The 13,923-nt window shown below is 72.7% G+C and carries 14 protein-coding genes and 1 tRNA gene; 6 read left to right on the top strand and 9 right to left on the bottom strand.

What is annotated here, in order from left to right:
• Positions 1–6: 6 nt before the first annotated feature.
• Together ABZV93_RS19940 and ABZV93_RS19935 are read left to right on the top strand one after the other, a co-directional pair.
• Positions 7–1,302: a cyclopropane-fatty-acyl-phospholipid synthase family protein gene (locus ABZV93_RS19940; RefSeq protein ID WP_354938098.1), complete on the top strand. Its 1,296-nt coding sequence runs from the start codon at positions 7–9 to the stop codon at positions 1,300–1,302.
• 53 nt (positions 1,303–1,355) lie between these two features.
• A tRNA-Leu gene (locus tag ABZV93_RS19935) sits at positions 1,356–1,433 on the top strand.
• 353 nt (positions 1,434–1,786) lie between these two features.
• Here the strand turns inward: ABZV93_RS19935 and ABZV93_RS19930 are convergent.
• Entirely contained in the window at positions 1,787–2,770 is a 984-nt protein-coding gene (locus tag ABZV93_RS19930) for a zinc-binding dehydrogenase (protein ID WP_354938095.1), read from the bottom strand.
• Between the two features lie 140 nt (positions 2,771–2,910).
• Positions 2,911–3,405, bottom strand: a complete 495-nt coding sequence (locus tag ABZV93_RS19925; RefSeq protein WP_354938092.1) for a nitroreductase/quinone reductase family protein — start codon at positions 3,403–3,405, stop codon at positions 2,911–2,913.
• Between the two features lie 302 nt (positions 3,406–3,707).
• Between ABZV93_RS19925 and ABZV93_RS19920 the strand changes: the two genes are divergently transcribed.
• Positions 3,708–4,511: a Bax inhibitor-1/YccA family protein gene (locus tag ABZV93_RS19920; RefSeq protein ID WP_354938089.1), complete on the top strand. Its 804-nt coding sequence runs from the start codon at positions 3,708–3,710 to the stop codon at positions 4,509–4,511.
• A gap of 69 nt (positions 4,512–4,580) precedes the next feature.
• Here the strand turns inward: ABZV93_RS19920 and ABZV93_RS19915 are convergent, their stop codons facing one another.
• From ABZV93_RS19915 to ABZV93_RS19895, 5 genes are all read right to left on the bottom strand, one after another.
• Positions 4,581–4,991: a PPOX class F420-dependent oxidoreductase gene (locus ABZV93_RS19915; protein ID WP_354938086.1), complete on the bottom strand. Its 411-nt coding sequence runs from the start codon at positions 4,989–4,991 to the stop codon at positions 4,581–4,583.
• A 59-nt stretch (positions 4,992–5,050) separates the two neighbouring features.
• A complete protein-coding gene (locus tag ABZV93_RS19910) occupies positions 5,051–5,281 on the bottom strand; it encodes a DUF4287 domain-containing protein (RefSeq protein WP_354938083.1) in 231 nt (76 codons plus the stop codon).
• A gap of 219 nt (positions 5,282–5,500) precedes the next feature.
• Positions 5,501–5,977, bottom strand: coding sequence for a PPOX class F420-dependent oxidoreductase (locus ABZV93_RS19905; RefSeq protein ID WP_354938080.1), 477 nt, complete (start codon positions 5,975–5,977; stop codon positions 5,501–5,503).
• Positions 5,978–6,044: 67 nt separating this feature from the next.
• A complete protein-coding gene (locus ABZV93_RS19900) occupies positions 6,045–7,286 on the bottom strand; it encodes an acetyl-CoA C-acetyltransferase (RefSeq protein WP_354938077.1) in 1,242 nt (413 codons plus the stop codon).
• Between the two features lie 131 nt (positions 7,287–7,417).
• Positions 7,418–8,407 (bottom strand): SGNH/GDSL hydrolase family protein, encoded by a 990-nt coding sequence (locus tag ABZV93_RS19895; RefSeq protein ID WP_354938074.1) that lies wholly within the window; start codon positions 8,405–8,407, stop codon positions 7,418–7,420.
• 164 nt (positions 8,408–8,571) lie between these two features.
• Here ABZV93_RS19895 and ABZV93_RS19890 point away from each other — a divergent pair, with 164 nt between their 5' ends.
• On the top strand, positions 8,572–9,942 hold the full coding sequence (locus tag ABZV93_RS19890; RefSeq protein ID WP_354938071.1) for a cystathionine beta-synthase: 1,371 nt from the start codon (positions 8,572–8,574) through the stop codon (positions 9,940–9,942).
• Positions 9,943–9,978: 36 nt separating this feature from the next.
• Here the strand turns inward: ABZV93_RS19890 and ABZV93_RS19885 are convergent, their stop codons facing one another.
• The gene (locus ABZV93_RS19885; protein WP_354938068.1) at positions 9,979–10,311 is read right to left on the bottom strand and encodes an SSI family serine proteinase inhibitor; all 333 of its coding nucleotides are present in this window, start codon (positions 10,309–10,311) and stop codon (positions 9,979–9,981) included.
• Positions 10,312–10,329: 18 nt separating this feature from the next.
• Positions 10,330–11,031 carry a TetR family transcriptional regulator gene (locus tag ABZV93_RS19880; protein WP_354938065.1) on the bottom strand — a complete coding sequence of 234 codons (702 nt, stop codon included), beginning with the start codon at positions 11,029–11,031 and terminating at the stop codon, positions 10,330–10,332.
• Between the two features lie 113 nt (positions 11,032–11,144).
• Here ABZV93_RS19880 and ABZV93_RS19875 point away from each other — a divergent pair, with 113 nt between their 5' ends.
• A complete protein-coding gene (locus ABZV93_RS19875; RefSeq protein WP_354938062.1) occupies positions 11,145–12,362 on the top strand; it encodes an FAD-dependent monooxygenase in 1,218 nt (405 codons plus the stop codon).
• Positions 12,363–12,515: 153 nt separating this feature from the next.
• A complete protein-coding gene (locus ABZV93_RS19870; protein WP_354938059.1) occupies positions 12,516–13,922 on the top strand; it encodes an MFS transporter in 1,407 nt (468 codons plus the stop codon).
• Position 13,923: the final 1 nt, after the last annotated feature.

The following is a 13,923-nucleotide window of genomic DNA, read 5'->3' as shown; positions in this document are numbered from 1 at the left end:
GGTGCCGTGGCCGGTCCCGTGGTCGCCGAGCGGCTGCACGACATCCTGCTGCGGTTGTTCGGTCTGGAAGCGCCCGTCCGCCTGTACGCGTGGGACGGCTCGATGGCCGGGCCGACCGAGGCCCCGGCCGTGCGCGTGCACTCCCGGCGCGCCGTCCGCCGGCTGCTGTGGCGGCCGGACGAGCTCGGCCTGGCCCGGGCGTTCGTCGCCGGCGAGATCGAGGTCGACGGACCGATCCTCACCGCCCTGGAACGCCTCGCGCCGTTCGGCCGCTCGATCGGTGCCCGCCCCGAGCTGACCGCCGCCGACCGCAGCGAGCTGATGCGGGCGGCAGTCTATCTCGGCGCCGTGGGCCCGGCGCCCAAGCCGCCGGAGGAGGAGATCACCGGGGCCGAACGCCGGCATGCGCTGGACCGCGACACCGCGCCGAGCGGGTCGCCGGACAACCCGGTCGGTACGCACTTCCTGGCGCGGGTGTTCGGCCGGAGGCTGATGCTGGGCGCGGGCTACTGGGCCGAGCCGGGCATGTCCCTCGACGACGCGCAGCGCGCCGGCCTGCAGCTCGCCTGCCGCAAGCTCGGGCTCGCCGACCTGGGTGCGGGAGAACGCGGCACCCGGGTGCTCGACGTCGACTGCGGCTGGGGGACGTTCCTCCTGTACGCCGCCGAGCACCACGCAGTGAGCGGGCTCGGCATCACCTCCTCCGCCGAACAGGCCGAGCAGGCGACCAAGCGGGCCGTCGACGCCGGCCTCGCCGGGCGGGTGGAGTTCCGGGTCGCGGACTGGCGTGAGGTCGAGGCGGACCCGTTCGACGCGGTCGTGGCGTACGGGCTGGCCGACTACGTGGGTGCGGACCGGCTGGGGGAGTACGCCCGGACGCTGCACGGCCTGCTGCGCCCGGGCGGCCGGCTGCTGGTCAACCAGGTCGGCCGGCGCGGGGAGCCGCTGGCGCAGGAGCGCTCCTTCCTGGACGCCTACGTCCACCCCGGGGCCGAACTCCTCCCGATCGGAACCGTCACCAACGTCCTCGAGAGCGCGGGCCTGGAGGTCCGCGACCTGGAGACGATGCGCGAGCACTACGCCCGCACCCTGCGGGCCTGGGTCGCCAACCTGGAGGATGCCTGGGACGAGTGCGTCCGGCAGGCCTCACCGGGGCGGGCCCGGGTGTGGCTGCTCTACCTCGCGGTGTCGGCGCTGGCGTTCGAGGCTGCCCGGATCTCGGCGTACCAGCTCCTGGTCGTCCGCCCGCACACCGACGGCCGGGCACCACTGCCCGCCACCCGGAGCGCGTGGCAGCACTAGACCCTAGGGTTACGTCGTGCGGTCAGGCGACGCCGGTCGGTCCTCCGCGCAGCGCCCCCGTAGCCCAACTGGTCGAGGCGGCCCACTTAAAATGGGTGTCAGTTTTGTGGGTTCGAATCCCACCGGGGGCACAGCGTGATCTCTCAAGAGATCGGAATGGCTTGAACCTGGGCCGGAAGCTCCGGCCGGTTGTGCCGGGTCGTCCGTGAGTCCCTGGTCATCGTGAACGCTCCTGCGGGGGTGGCTTCGCTGTGCGATCAGGTCGGCGATTGTCGTCCGTGACAGGTTGTTCCTCCAGGCGAGTTCGGCGTCGCGCATGATCTTGGCGATGCCACACGGCTGTTTGCACTGCGACGCCGACAACGGGACGGGGCCGCGCTGACGGATCTCGGTGCAGCGGAACATGCTGCGGCTCCCGTCGCGCTCATCCGCCAGGCGATCGGCATCGCGCTGCCCGCACTCTCCGGCTCGGGTCCCGCCATCCCTATGCCGGCGCCGGCTCGGGCCGCGCTTCCGGCCGCACTTCCAGCAACGTCTTGCCGACGGTGGCGCGCGCCTCGATCGCCGCGTGTGCCTCGGCCGCCCGGGTCAACTCGAACCGTTGGCCGATCACCGGTTTCACCCGGCCCTCGGCGGCCGCCCGCAGCACGCTCTCGGTGAGTTCGCGAACGCCCGCCGGGTTCAGGGCCGGCCGTAGCAGTCGTACCCCGCGCTGCCGCGCCTCCGCCTCCGGCACCTCGGTCCAGCTGCCGCTCGCCAGCCCGAAGCTGAGCATCCGGCCGCCCTCGCCCAGCAGGTCGAACGCCGACCTGCCCAGCGCACCCCCCACGCCGTCGAGTACGAGGTCGACCCCGCCGACGGCCTCGCGTACCCGATCGGTCCAGTCCGGACGGCGATAGTCGACGCCGACCTTCGCGCCCAGCCTCACCGCCAACGCGACCTTGCGGTCACCGCCCGCCGCCGCGACGACCTGCGCGCCGGCCGCCGCGGCCAGCTGCACCAGCAGGGTCCCCACCCCGCCGGCAGCGGCCGTCACCAGCACCCGGTCATCGGGCCGGGCCTCGCTCGCCCGGATCAGCCAGGTGGCGGTCCGGCCGTCGGCGAGCAGCGCCACCGCGTCGTCCAGCCGGAGCGTGGCCGGCACCTCCACCAGCCCGTCCGCGGGCACCGCGACGAGTTCGGCGTACGCACCCGAACCCCCGGTGCTGGTCACCACCCGCCGGCCGGCTAGGCCCGGATCCACGCCGGGGCCGACCGCGCGGACGGTCCCGCCCACGCCGTTGCCGGGGATGGTCGGCAGCGTCGGTGTGATGGGCCCGGTGCCGGACCGGAGCTGGGTCTCCACGAACGTGATGTTGGCGTACGCCACCTCCACCAGGACCTGACCGGGCCCGGCCTCCGGGGCCGGCGCCTCACCCGGCACCAGCACCTCCGGCCCGCCAAACTTGTGGACCCACACCGCACGCATCCGCCGACCTCCGGGCTCGTACCGACTATGGGTTCAGACGTCTGTGACCAGCCTGCGACCTCTACCGAGGTTCAGGTCAACAGCGGACGAACGAGGAGACGAAGTGCGGGCGTGGGTCACGAGCGGGGGGAGTGTCGGCTTCAGCCGTCACGCCGGGACAGCACGAACACCGGGTGACGCGGAGCGATGCGGGCGAGTTCCTCCGCGGAGGAGTCGGCGTTCACTCCGTCGAAGAACACCCCGACCTCGGCCTTCCACCGGCGAAGATAGGCGCGCAGTACCGCCGGCTTGTCGGCGTCGGCGACCTCGGTGGCCAGCCAGTGCTCACGCCGCCGGCCGAGGAGCAGGTCGAGCCGGCCGTCGGCGGCGCGCACGTTGCGTACCCACTGGGCCTGGCCGCGAGGCGCGACGAGGTACTGCCGACCCTCGTGGGTGAGCAGGTTGACCGGCACCTGACGGGGCTGTCCGCTGCTGCGCCCCTGCACCTCCAGCACCCGGCTGCCCCACACGCTCAGCCCGGCCCTGGTGGCCGCCGCCACCAGTGGGTTGAACACCCGGCGGGTGAACCACCCCGGCGCTCGGTAGTGGCTGCCACCCGGCGACCGCTCACCTGCCGGCTGCATGCTGTCCGCCATCGCGTCCCTCCCCGTCCTGGCCGATCCGGGCCGGTCGGCTCACAGCGAGTCCGACCGGTGCCCGGCCAGACGTCATCTTGCCCATCCTGCGCGGCCGCGCCCACCGGATTACAGGACAAGACCGGACATTCGCCTCGGAATCTCCGTTCGGGGAGGACAAAGACTTTGCCGAGTCATTACTATTGGCGTCACCGCCGCCGGCCTGACCGGCCCGGCGCTGTTGTGGACGATATTCCGCAGCAACCGGCCCGCACCCGCGGGCCGTCGACCGTCACCCGCCGCCGGCGGAGGAGGACCCCAGGATGCAGAGCAAGAACCCGGTGTTCCGGCGCAGCGACGCGTTCCAGTCGGCCGGCGCCGGCGCCGCGGGCCCGAGCGCCGACCAGTTGCGGGAGATGTACGACGCGCCGTCCTACTCCGGCCCGCGCCGCGACCGGATGACCATCGACGACGTGGTGGCCCGCACCGCGATGACGCTCGGCACCCTGATCGTGGTGGCCGGCGCGACGTGGTTCCTCACCGGACCGGTGCAGCCAGCGCACTTCGGCTGGCTGATCGGCGCTGCGCTGGTCGGAATGGGCCTGGGCTTCGTCATCGGCCTGAAGCACATCACCAACCCGGCGCTGATCCTCGGCTACGCCGCGGTCGAGGGCGTGTTCATCGGCCTGGCCAGCAAGGTCCTGTCCGCCTACGCCGGCAACACCGACATCGTGATCCAGGCGGTCCTCGGCACGATGTGTGCCTCGGCCGGCATGCTCGCGGTCTACAAGTTCAGGATCATCCGGGTGACCCCGAAGTTCCAGCGGTTCGTCGTCGCCGCCACTCTCGGGTTCTTCCTGATCGTGCTGGTCAACCTCGTCCTGCGCATGTTCGGCCTCAACCTCGGCGTCAGCGGCCTGGGCGGGCTGGGCCTGGTGTTCGCGATCATCGGAGTGGCGCTGGCCTGCTTCAACCTGCTGCTCGACTTCGACTACGTGGAGAAGGGCATCGCCGCCGGTGCGCCGAGCAAGGACGCGTGGTTCGCGGCGTTCGGGCTCACCGTCACGCTGGTGTGGCTCTACATCGAACTGCTGCGGATCCTCGCCATCCTGCGCGGCGGCGACTGACGAGCCGAAACGAAAGGGCCGCCCGAGACATCTCTCGGGCGGCCCTTTCACATGTCAGCCGTACGCGGGTCAGCCGGACACCGACGGGCCCACCCGGTCCATGCGGATCCGGATCAGGCAGCGACGGTCGCGTTCCATCGCGGCGCGGTAGTCGGCCCAGTCCGGGTGTTCGCCGGAGACGTCGCGGTAGTAGTCGACCAGCGGCTCCATCGCGTCCGGTAGCGACAGGATGTGCGCCTCGCCCTCGACCTGGACCCACTCGCCGTAGAACCCGTCGGGGAAGACGCAGAGGCTGGCCCGCGGGTCACGCCGCAGGTTTCGCACCTTGTACGCCGGCTCGCGGGTGCTGATCACGGCGTACCCCTCGGCGTCCACCCCGACCGTGACCGGGGAGAGCTGGGGCCGGCCGTCCCGGCGAAGCGTGCCGAGCACGGCATGATGATGTTCGCGCAGAAACGCCTGCGCTCGCGTCACGTCCATCGGTGCCACCGGCCCTCAGTGCCGGGACCCGGCCGCGACGCTCACCGCGTCGGCGGGGCTCACCCGAAGTTGCGCTGCGCGCGGCGGAGGTCCTGCTCGTGCACGATCGCGGTGGCGTGCCCGTGGGCGATGCCGTACTCGCTGCGCAACCAACTGACCCGATCCTCGAAGCGGAGGAAGGTGGGCCCCGCCTCCAGCACTCTGATCCACTCTTGGAGATCTCGTCCGGTCGCCTGCGCCAGCCGGGCGCAGAGGTTCTGATGGGTCTCTTCGGAGTGGTGCAGAGCCATGTCGCCCTCCCGAGATCGGGGACAGTCGGATCAGTGGTGGACCATGCCCCCGAGCCTGCCTGACGTGCGAGCCGTACACAACCCCCCGCGCGCACCTACCTCGGGCGTCCACCGGACCATCGGGAGAGATCCCTCATGATCGCCCCGTTTCCGTAACCCCGGTTGACGTCTCGCGTCACATCGGCGCGTTCGGGATGGTTCGGCGTACGGGCGGATGGGTCAGCTTTCGTCGGACTGGACCACCCGCGCGGGGAAGCCGCCGCGGGCGACCGGGCCCCACCTGTCGATCTCCATCTCGATCACGCACTTGCCCTGCCGCTGCATCGCCTCGCGGTATTCGTCCCAGTCGGGATGCTCGCCGCTGATGCACCGGAAGTACTCCACGAGCGGCTCCACCGCGTCGGGCAGGTCGATGACCCGGGCCGTCCCGTCCACCTGGACGTACGGGTCGGAGAAGCCCTCCGACATCACGCACACACTGACCCGCGGGTCGCGGCGGACGTTGATCGCCTTGGCCCGCTCGGGATAGGTGGACACGACGATCCGGTCGTCGGAGTTCAGGCCCAGCGTGACCGGCGAGATCTGCGGCCGGCCGTCGCGCCGGGTGGTGACGAACACGCCCTGGTGGCGCGTACGGAGGAACGACAGCAGGTCGGCGCGCTCGAGGCGCTCGGTGGTGGCGATGTACGGGCTCATGGCCGGTCAGCCTACGGCCACCGGGCCGGTCGTTCCGGAGGTGCCGGACGCGGACGGGTGTTCCGGGTCAGGACAGGCGTTCGAGGACGATCGCCATGCCCTGCCCGCCGCCGACGCACATCGTCTCCAGGCCGAACTGCGCGTCCCGGCTGCGCAGGCCGTTGAGCAGGGTGGTCATGATGCGGGCGCCGGTCATCCCGAACGGGTGGCCGAGCGCGATCGCCCCGCCGTGGACGTTCAGCTTGTCCCAGGGGATGCCGAGGTCCTCGGCGGAGGGAACGACCTGCGCCGCGAACGCCTCGTTGATCTCCACCAGGTCGATGTCGCCGATCCCCAGGCCCGCGCGGGCCAGCGCACGCCGGCTGGCCTCCACCGGGCCGAGGCCCATGATCTCCGGGGACAGCGCGGAGGCGGCGGTGGCGACGATCCGGGCGAGCGGGGTGATGCCGAGCCGGCGGGCCTTCTCGGCACTCATGATGACCACGGCGGCGGCGCCGTCGTTGAGCGGGCAGCAGTTGCCGGCGGTGACTGTGCCGCCGGGGCGGAAGACCGGGTCCAGAGCTGCGACCTTCTCCAGGGTGGTGCCGGCGCGCGGCCCGTCGTCGGTCCCCACCAGGGTGCCGTCCGGCAGCGGGTAGGGCGTGATCTCGCGGGCGAAGAACCCGCTGCGGATCGCCTCCTCGGCGAGGTTCTGCGACCGTACGCCGAACTCGTCCTGGACTGCCCGGCTCACCCCGCGCGCGGTGGCGACGTTCTCCGCGGTCTGGCCCATCGCGATGTAGATGTCGGGCAGCTGGTCGTCGGCGCGCGGGTCGTGCCAGACGTCGTTGCTCTCGGCGTACTTGCGAGTGCGCGCCTCCGCCTCGGCGAACAGCGGGTTGTGCGTCTGCACCGGGTCGACGCCCGCGCTGCCGAAGCCGGCGTACCGCGAGACGCACTCCACTCCGGCGGAGACGAACACGTCGCCCTCGCCCGCGCGGATGGCGTGGAAGGCCATCCGCGCCGTCTGCACGCTGGAGGCGCAGAACCGGTTGACGGTCACCGCCGGCAGAGTGTCCAGGCCGAGCTGTACGGCGACCCGGCGGGCCATGTTGCCGCCGTGCTCGTCGCGGGGTTCGGCGCAGCCGAGGTACAGGTCGTCGATCTCCGCACGGTCCAGCTGGGGGACCTTGCCCAGGGCCGCGTCCACCGCGAACGCGGCTAGGTCGTCGGGCCGGACGTCCTTCAGCGAGCCCTTGCCCGCGCGCCCGATGGGGGTACGCGCGGCGGCGACGATCACGGCGTCGTTCGGGGCGCTGACCTCGGACATTGCGGCCTCCCTGTCTGTTCCCGATCGTCCGGCCGACGTGGTTACCGGCCGGTAATCTCGAGGCTAGTACGCCCGGCCGCACCGGTGCCAGCGGTCCGCCCGATCGGGGCGTTCACGGGGAGCGCCACCGCTCAGCCGGTTTTCTCGCGCAGCTCCACCTGACGGTGCGGCCGCCGGCGCAGCAGCGCCCACCGGCCCCGCGGCCCGCGTTCGTGGCCGGCCACGTCGGTCGCGGCCACCTCGGTGCCGGCCGAGCGTGCGGCGCGCACGGCGGCATAGGAGATCGGCAGGATCTGCCCCTCGCCCAGCGGCGTGTCGGCGTCCTCGTCCTCGGGCCAGTAGCCGATCGCGGCGGCGATGGAGGGGAGCAGCGCCACGGCCGCGCTGGCGTACCCGGCGGCCGAGGGGTGGAAGCGGTCGGGGCCGAACAGCTCCCGCGGCGCCGCGGCGAACTCCGGCCCGAGCAGCGAACCCAGGGAGACGGTGCGGGCGCCGTTCTCCACCACGGCGATGGTCTGCGCCGCGGCCAGCCGCCGGCTCCAGGTCCGGGCGAGCTGGCGCAGCGGGAACGCCAGCGGCTCGACGGTGCCGAGGTCGGGGCAGGTGCCGACGACGACCTGGCAGCCGGCCTCGCGCAGCCGGCGGACGCCCTGCACGAGCAGGCGTACCGAGTCCGACGGAAGGGTCCGGTGGGTGACGTCGTTGGCGCCGATGATCACCAGGGCGACGTCGGGTTCGACCGCCAGCGCCTGGTCCACCTGGTCCTCCAGGTGCTGGGTCTCCGCACCGGAGAAGGCGGCGACGCTGAGCTGGACCGGCCGGTCCGACAGCGACGCCAGGCCGGCGGCCAGCAGCGCACCGGGAGTCTCCTCGGCGGTGTCGACGCCGAGCCCGCAGGCGGTGGAGTCGCCGAGGACGACGAACGAGATCGGGTCGCCGGCCCCGCCGCCGTAGATGCCGTCGGCGTCCGGCGCCTGGCCGGCAGGTTCGCCGATGGTGCGCTTGGCGAGCATCGCCTCGGCGAAGAGGATCGCGATCACGGTGCCGCCGAGAAGTCCGGCGCCGCCACCGCCCAGCGCGGCGGCGGCCGCCCACTTCCGTGCGGCGCGAGCCTTGCCCACCTGGACCTCCTCCGAGGTCTTGCCCGTCCGAGGGCCGGTCGAGGGACCGTCGGAGGGCTCCGGTTGTTGCTCCTACCCCGAGAGGAGCCGGAACTCTCCCGTTCGCACCGCGTGGCGATGGCGTCGGGATGCCTCACCCGGCCCCTACCACCTAGAGTGCACCCGTGCGGTATCACGAGTCCCTGCAGTCCCTTGTCGGCAACACCCCGTTGGTCCGGTTGACCCGGTCCGCCGAGGGTGTCCGTGGCCTTCTGCTGGCCAAGGTCGAGTACTTCAATCCTGGCGGCAGCGTCAAGGACCGGATCGCGCTGCGCATGGTCGAGGCGGCCGAACGCGAGGGCGCCCTGCGCCCCGGCGGGACGATCGTGGAGCCCACCAGCGGCAACACGGGTGTCGGGCTGGCCATCGTGGCGCAGTCGCGTGGCTACCACTGCGTGTTCGTCTGCCCGGACAAGGTGAGCGAGGACAAGCGCAACGTCCTGCGGGCGTACGGCGCGGAAGTCGTGGTGTGCCCGACCGCCGTCCCGCCCGAGCACCCCGACTCCTACTACTCGGTGTCGGACCGCCTGGTGAAGGAACGCGAGGGCGCCTGGAAGCCGGACCAGTACTCCAACGTCAACAACCCCCAGTCGCACTACGAGGGCACGGGCCCGGAGATCTGGGACCAGACCGAGGGCAGGATCACCCACTTCGTCGCGGGTATCGGCACCGGCGGCACGATCAGCGGTGTCGGGCGCTACCTCAAGGAGGTCTCCGACGGCCGGGTGCAGATCGTCGGCGCCGACCCGGAGGGCTCGGTCTACTCCGGCGGAACCGGCCGGCCCTACCTCGTCGAGGGCGTGGGCGAGGACTTCTGGCCGACCACCTACGACCGGACCATCTGCGACCGGATCATCGCGGTGTCCGACCACGACTCGTTCACGATGACCCGCCGGCTGGCCCGCGAGGAGGGCCTGCTGGTCGGCGGCTCCTCCGGGATGGCGGTGGTCGCCGCGGCCCAGGTCGCCCGGGAGGCCGACGAGGACGCCGTGGTCGTGGTGCTGCTGCCCGACGGCGGCCGGGGGTACATGTCCAAGGTGTTCGACGACGCCTGGCTCGCCCACTACGGCTTCCTGCGTGGGCAGAGCAACGACACCGCGGGCGACGTGCTGCGGCGCAAGACCGGGACGATGCCCTCGCTGGTGCACACCCACCCCAACGAGACGATCGCCGAGGCGATCGACATCCTGCGGGAGTACGCCGTGTCGCAGATGCCGGTCGTGCGGGCGGAGCCGCCGGTGATGGCGGCCGAGGTCGCCGGCGCGGTGCACGAACGCGACCTGCTGGAGGCGTTGTTCTCCGGGCACGCCAAGCTGTCGGACCGGGTGGAGCAGCACCTGTCCCCGCCGCTGCCCCAGCTCGGCGCCGGTGAGCCGGTCGCCTCCGCGGTACGCCTGCTGGAGAGCGCCGACGCCATTCTCGTCCTCGACGACGGCAAGCCGGCCGGCGTACTCACCCGGCAGGACCTGCTCGAGCACCTCGCAGCGGGGGCGTAGCGGCGAGCCGGCGCCCACTCTGGCTCCGGCCTGGGGTCACTCCGGGTCGAGGACCGCGCCGAGCGCCTTCCACCGGGCGATCTCGCACCCGTTCTTCTTGTCGTACGACGCGTGGACGCGCTGTCCACGCCACACGCCCTCGATGACCGCCCGCTGTGGCCCGCCGTAGATCTGGGTGCACATCGCGTCCCGGGGTACCGGCTCGAACGGCCGCGGCGCCGCCTCGATCGCGGCGACCGCCGCCTCGGGCCGCGGATGGGTGCCGGCCGGCGGGTCCTCGGTGAGCTCGAACCTCCGGGGCTCGGCGTCGGCGCTGTCCCACACGGTGACGGTGAGCCGGGTCTGGAACGGGGTCTCGGGTGTCGGCATGCGTCCCATTGAACTGCCCTACCGAACCAGGTGGGGGAGGACCGCGCCGAGGATCACCTCGATCCGCCGGCGGAGCTCGGCCTCGTCCACGCCCGGCCCGCCGCGGATGATCTGGTCGTGGAGCAGGCCGTCGAGCAGCGCGACCAGCAGCGGCCCGTCACGGTCGGCGTCGGCGGGAGGAGCGCCGGCGGCTGCCAGGAGTTCGCGCGCGCCCCCGACGAACTGCGCGCTCGCGGTGTCCAGCAGGTCGTGCAGTTCCGCGTGGTGGCGGCCCTCCAGGTAGAGCGCGTAGCGGGCACGCAGGCGCCGGCGACCGGGCCCGAGCCAGTGGGCGAACAGCCGGGCCCAGCCCTCGGCCATCCGGGTCAGGTCGGTGGCCCGGACCGATGCCTCGTCGTCGAAGGGGAGGTACGTCGCGGAGTCGGCGGCGTCCAGGTCGATCAGCCGCTGCAGGATCGCCTGGAGCAAGGCCACCCGGGTGCGGAAGTAGTAGCTGGTCGAACCCGCCGGCACCTGCGCCCGGGCGTCGACCGCGCGGTGGGTGAGGCCGCGCAGCCCGGCATCGGCGACCACCGCGATGGCCGCGTCCAGCAGCGCTTCGGCCCGGGCCGTCCGGGCGGGCTCGCGAGCGGGTCGTCGGCGAGCGGATCCCTGGCCAGGTCCCTGGGCAGCAGGTCCCTGGGAAGGTCCCTGGGCAGGTCGCGGTGAGTCGGGCTTCACGTCCGGAACCCTACCCACGGCCCCTCTACAGCTGTAGTGTGAGCACGGCACCTCTACAGCTGTAGAGGTGTGCTGGGACAGCCGATCGGTGAGCGCGGGGAGCGGAGGACCGGATGGGTACGCAGCGGCGCAGGGCGGTCGTGGTCGGCGCCGGTGTCGGCGGGCTGGCCGCTGCGGGCGCACTGGCCCGCGACGGCTGGCGGGTCAACCTGCTCGAACGCCGGCCGGAGATTCGGCCCGTCGGCGCCGGCCTCTCGCTGTGGCCGAACGCCCTGCGGGCGATCGCCGCCGTCAACCCGGCCGCCGTCGACAGGTTGCGCGGCCACAACGAACTGCAGGACATGGTCGGGCTGCGCAGGCCGGACGGTCGCTGGCTCAGCCGGGTCGAGCCCGGCGCGGCCGGAGCCGGGGCCGGAGAAGGTGGCGGAGACGTTGCCGCGGACGCCTTCACCGTTCCGCTGATGGTGACCCGGCCGAAGCTGTACGACGTACTCCGCGACCTCGTGCCCCCCGAGTCGCTCCACCTGGGTCGGACCGTGACTGGCGTGGACACCGGGCCGGCCGGCACGGTCGTACGCACCGACGACGAGGAGTACCCCGCCGACCTGGTGGTGGCCGCGGACGGCATCCACAGCCGGCTACGGACCCTGGTCGACCCCCGGACCCGGACCCGTGGCGCCGGCTACGTGACCTGGCGGGCCCTGATCCCGCCGGAGTCCGCCCCCACACTCCAGTCGGGCAGCGAGACCTGGGGACGCGGCCAGCGGTTCGGCTGCATTCCGCTGGCCGACGGGGGCATCTACTGGTACGCCACGCTGGCGCACGCCGACCCCCGCTACCGCGCCGACGGCATCGAGGACGTGCCCGGGCTGTTCGCCGACTGGCACGACCCCGTTCCCCGGCTGCTCGCGGCCACCCCGCCGGACCGGATCATCCGTACCGACATCGAACTTCTGTGGCCGCTGCCGCGCACGTTCGTCCGCGACCGGCTGGTGCTCCTCGGCGACGCCGCGCACGCGATGACCCCCGACCTCGGCCAGGGTGCGTGCCAGGCGCTGGAGGACGCGGTGGAGCTCGCGACCGTCGTCCGCGCCGCCGAACCCGGCGAGGTGCCCGCGGTGCTGCCGGAGTACGACCGGCTCCGCCGGGCGCGTACCACCGGCCTCGCCAAACAGGCCCGTCTGCTCGGGAAGATCGGCCAGGTGCGCAACCCGTGGGGCGCACGGCTGCGGGACCGGTTGGTCTCGCTGGTGCCGGCGAACCAGGCCAGCCGGAGCCTCACCTCGCCGACCACCTGGGAGCCGACGGAGCCGGCCTCCGTTCGGCCCTAGCGCCGCGCGATCCTCACCACGACGTCCGCCGCATGTGCGGGCTCTGTTACCGCGCCACGGCCTTCGGGTGACCTCGCCTGAAACAGGGCCTTCCTAGCGTCACCACGACCGGATAACCGTGCCCCGCACCGGGCGCCGTCGTGGGAGGACGCCGTGAGCACAACGCAGACGCCGACAGATACGTCAGCAGGGACGCCGCCCAGTACGCCGCCAACGGCCGAGGGCCGGCTCGGCGGTCGGTGGATCGACCGGTGGGAGCCGGAGGACGCGGCGTTCTGGCAGCGCACCGGCCGCCGGGTGGCGACCCGCAACCTGCTGGTGTCGGTCTTCGCCGAGCACCTCGCGTTCTCGGTCTGGCTGGTGTGGAGCGTGACGGTGGTGGCGCTGCCGGCGGCCGGGTTCGCGTTCTCGGTCGACCGGTTGTTCTGGCTGGTGGCACTGCCCAGCCTGGTGGGCTCGCTCCTGCGGCTGCCGTACACCTTCGCGGTGCCGAGGTTCGGCGGCCGCAACTGGACCGTGGTGAGCGCCCTGCTGTTGCTGGTGCCGACGGTGGCGATGGCGCTCGCGGTGAGCGACCCGGCCACGCCGTACTGGGTGTTCCTGCTCGTGGCCGCCGCGGCCGGGGTCGGCGGCGGCAACTTCGCCTCGTCGATGACCAACATCTCCTTCTTCTTCCCCGAACGCGCGAAGGGGCTCGGCCTCGGCCTGAACGCCGCCGGCGGGAACCTGGGCACCAGCACGGTGCAGTTCCTGGTGCCTGTGGTCCTCGCCGCGGGTGCGGGGACACTCGCGTACGCCGGACTGATGTGGGTGCCGTTGATCGCGGCCTCGGCGGTGCTCGCGTGGTTCTGGATGGACAACCTGACCGTGTCGAAGGCGCCGGTCCGGGGTCAGCTGGCGGCGGCCAAGCGCCCACACACGTGGGTGATGTCGCTGCTCTACATCGGGACCTTCGGTTCGTTCATCGGGTACTCGGCGGCGTACCCGCTGCTGGCGAAGACCGTGTTCCCGGACTCGAGTGCGACGAAGTACGCGTTCCTCGGCGCCCTGGTCGGCTCGCTGGTACGGCCGGTCGGCGGCTGGCTGGCCGACCGCTGGGGCGGCGCCCGGGTGACCTGCGCGGTCTTCGCGGCGATGGTGGCCGGGATGGCGGTGCTGCTGGTCGCGGTGAACGCGGGGTCGCTCGGGCTGTTCGTCACGGCGTTCGCGGTGCTGTTCGTCGCCAGCGGGGTGGGGAACGGCTCGACGTACCGCATGGTCCCGGCGATCTTCGCCCGGCAGGGCGAACGCGACGAGCGGGCTGGTGTCGCCGGTGCCCGGCGGGCGGCGCTGACCGAGGCCGGCGCGGCGGTCGGGATCATCTCCGCGGTCGGGGCGTTCGGCGGGTTCCTCATCCCGCGGGCGTACGGCGCCTCCCTCGGCGCGACCGGATCGGTCGCCACGGCGGTCGTCGCGTACGCCGCCTTCTACGCGCTGTGTCTCGGCGTGACCTGGTGGTGCTTCCTGCGCCGGCACCTGCTGACCGCCCGGATGCCGAGCCTCGCCGAGGCGGCGGTCTGAG

Source organism: Actinopolymorpha sp. NPDC004070 (genome assembly GCF_040610475.1).
Lineage (GTDB): Bacteria > Actinomycetota > Actinomycetes > Propionibacteriales > Actinopolymorphaceae > Actinopolymorpha.
This window is presented reverse-complemented; position numbering and strand designations above follow the sequence as displayed.

What these genes read in the sequence shown, in the direction of transcription:
- ABZV93_RS19930 (WP_354938095.1), bottom strand. Translation starts at nt 2,770, where the DNA reads ATGCGTGCGGTGTGGGTCCACAAGTTTGGCGGGCCGGAGGTGCTGGTG.
- ABZV93_RS19925 (WP_354938092.1), bottom strand. Translation starts at nt 3,405, where the DNA reads ATGGCGGACAGCATGCAGCCGGCAGGTGAGCGGTCGCCGGGTGGCAGC.
- ABZV93_RS19920 (WP_354938089.1), top strand. Translation starts at nt 3,708, where the DNA reads ATGCAGAGCAAGAACCCGGTGTTCCGGCGCAGCGACGCGTTCCAGTCG.
- ABZV93_RS19915 (WP_354938086.1), bottom strand. Translation starts at nt 4,991, where the DNA reads ATGGACGTGACGCGAGCGCAGGCGTTTCTGCGCGAACATCATCATGCC.
- ABZV93_RS19910 (WP_354938083.1), bottom strand. Translation starts at nt 5,281, where the DNA reads ATGGCTCTGCACCACTCCGAAGAGACCCATCAGAACCTCTGCGCCCGG.
- ABZV93_RS19905 (WP_354938080.1), bottom strand. Translation starts at nt 5,977, where the DNA reads ATGAGCCCGTACATCGCCACCACCGAGCGCCTCGAGCGCGCCGACCTG.
- ABZV93_RS19900 (WP_354938077.1), bottom strand. Translation starts at nt 7,286, where the DNA reads ATGTCCGAGGTCAGCGCCCCGAACGACGCCGTGATCGTCGCCGCCGCG.
- ABZV93_RS19885 (WP_354938068.1), bottom strand. Translation starts at nt 10,311, where the DNA reads ATGCCGACACCCGAGACCCCGTTCCAGACCCGGCTCACCGTCACCGTG.
- ABZV93_RS19875 (WP_354938062.1), top strand. Translation starts at nt 11,145, where the DNA reads ATGGGTACGCAGCGGCGCAGGGCGGTCGTGGTCGGCGCCGGTGTCGGC.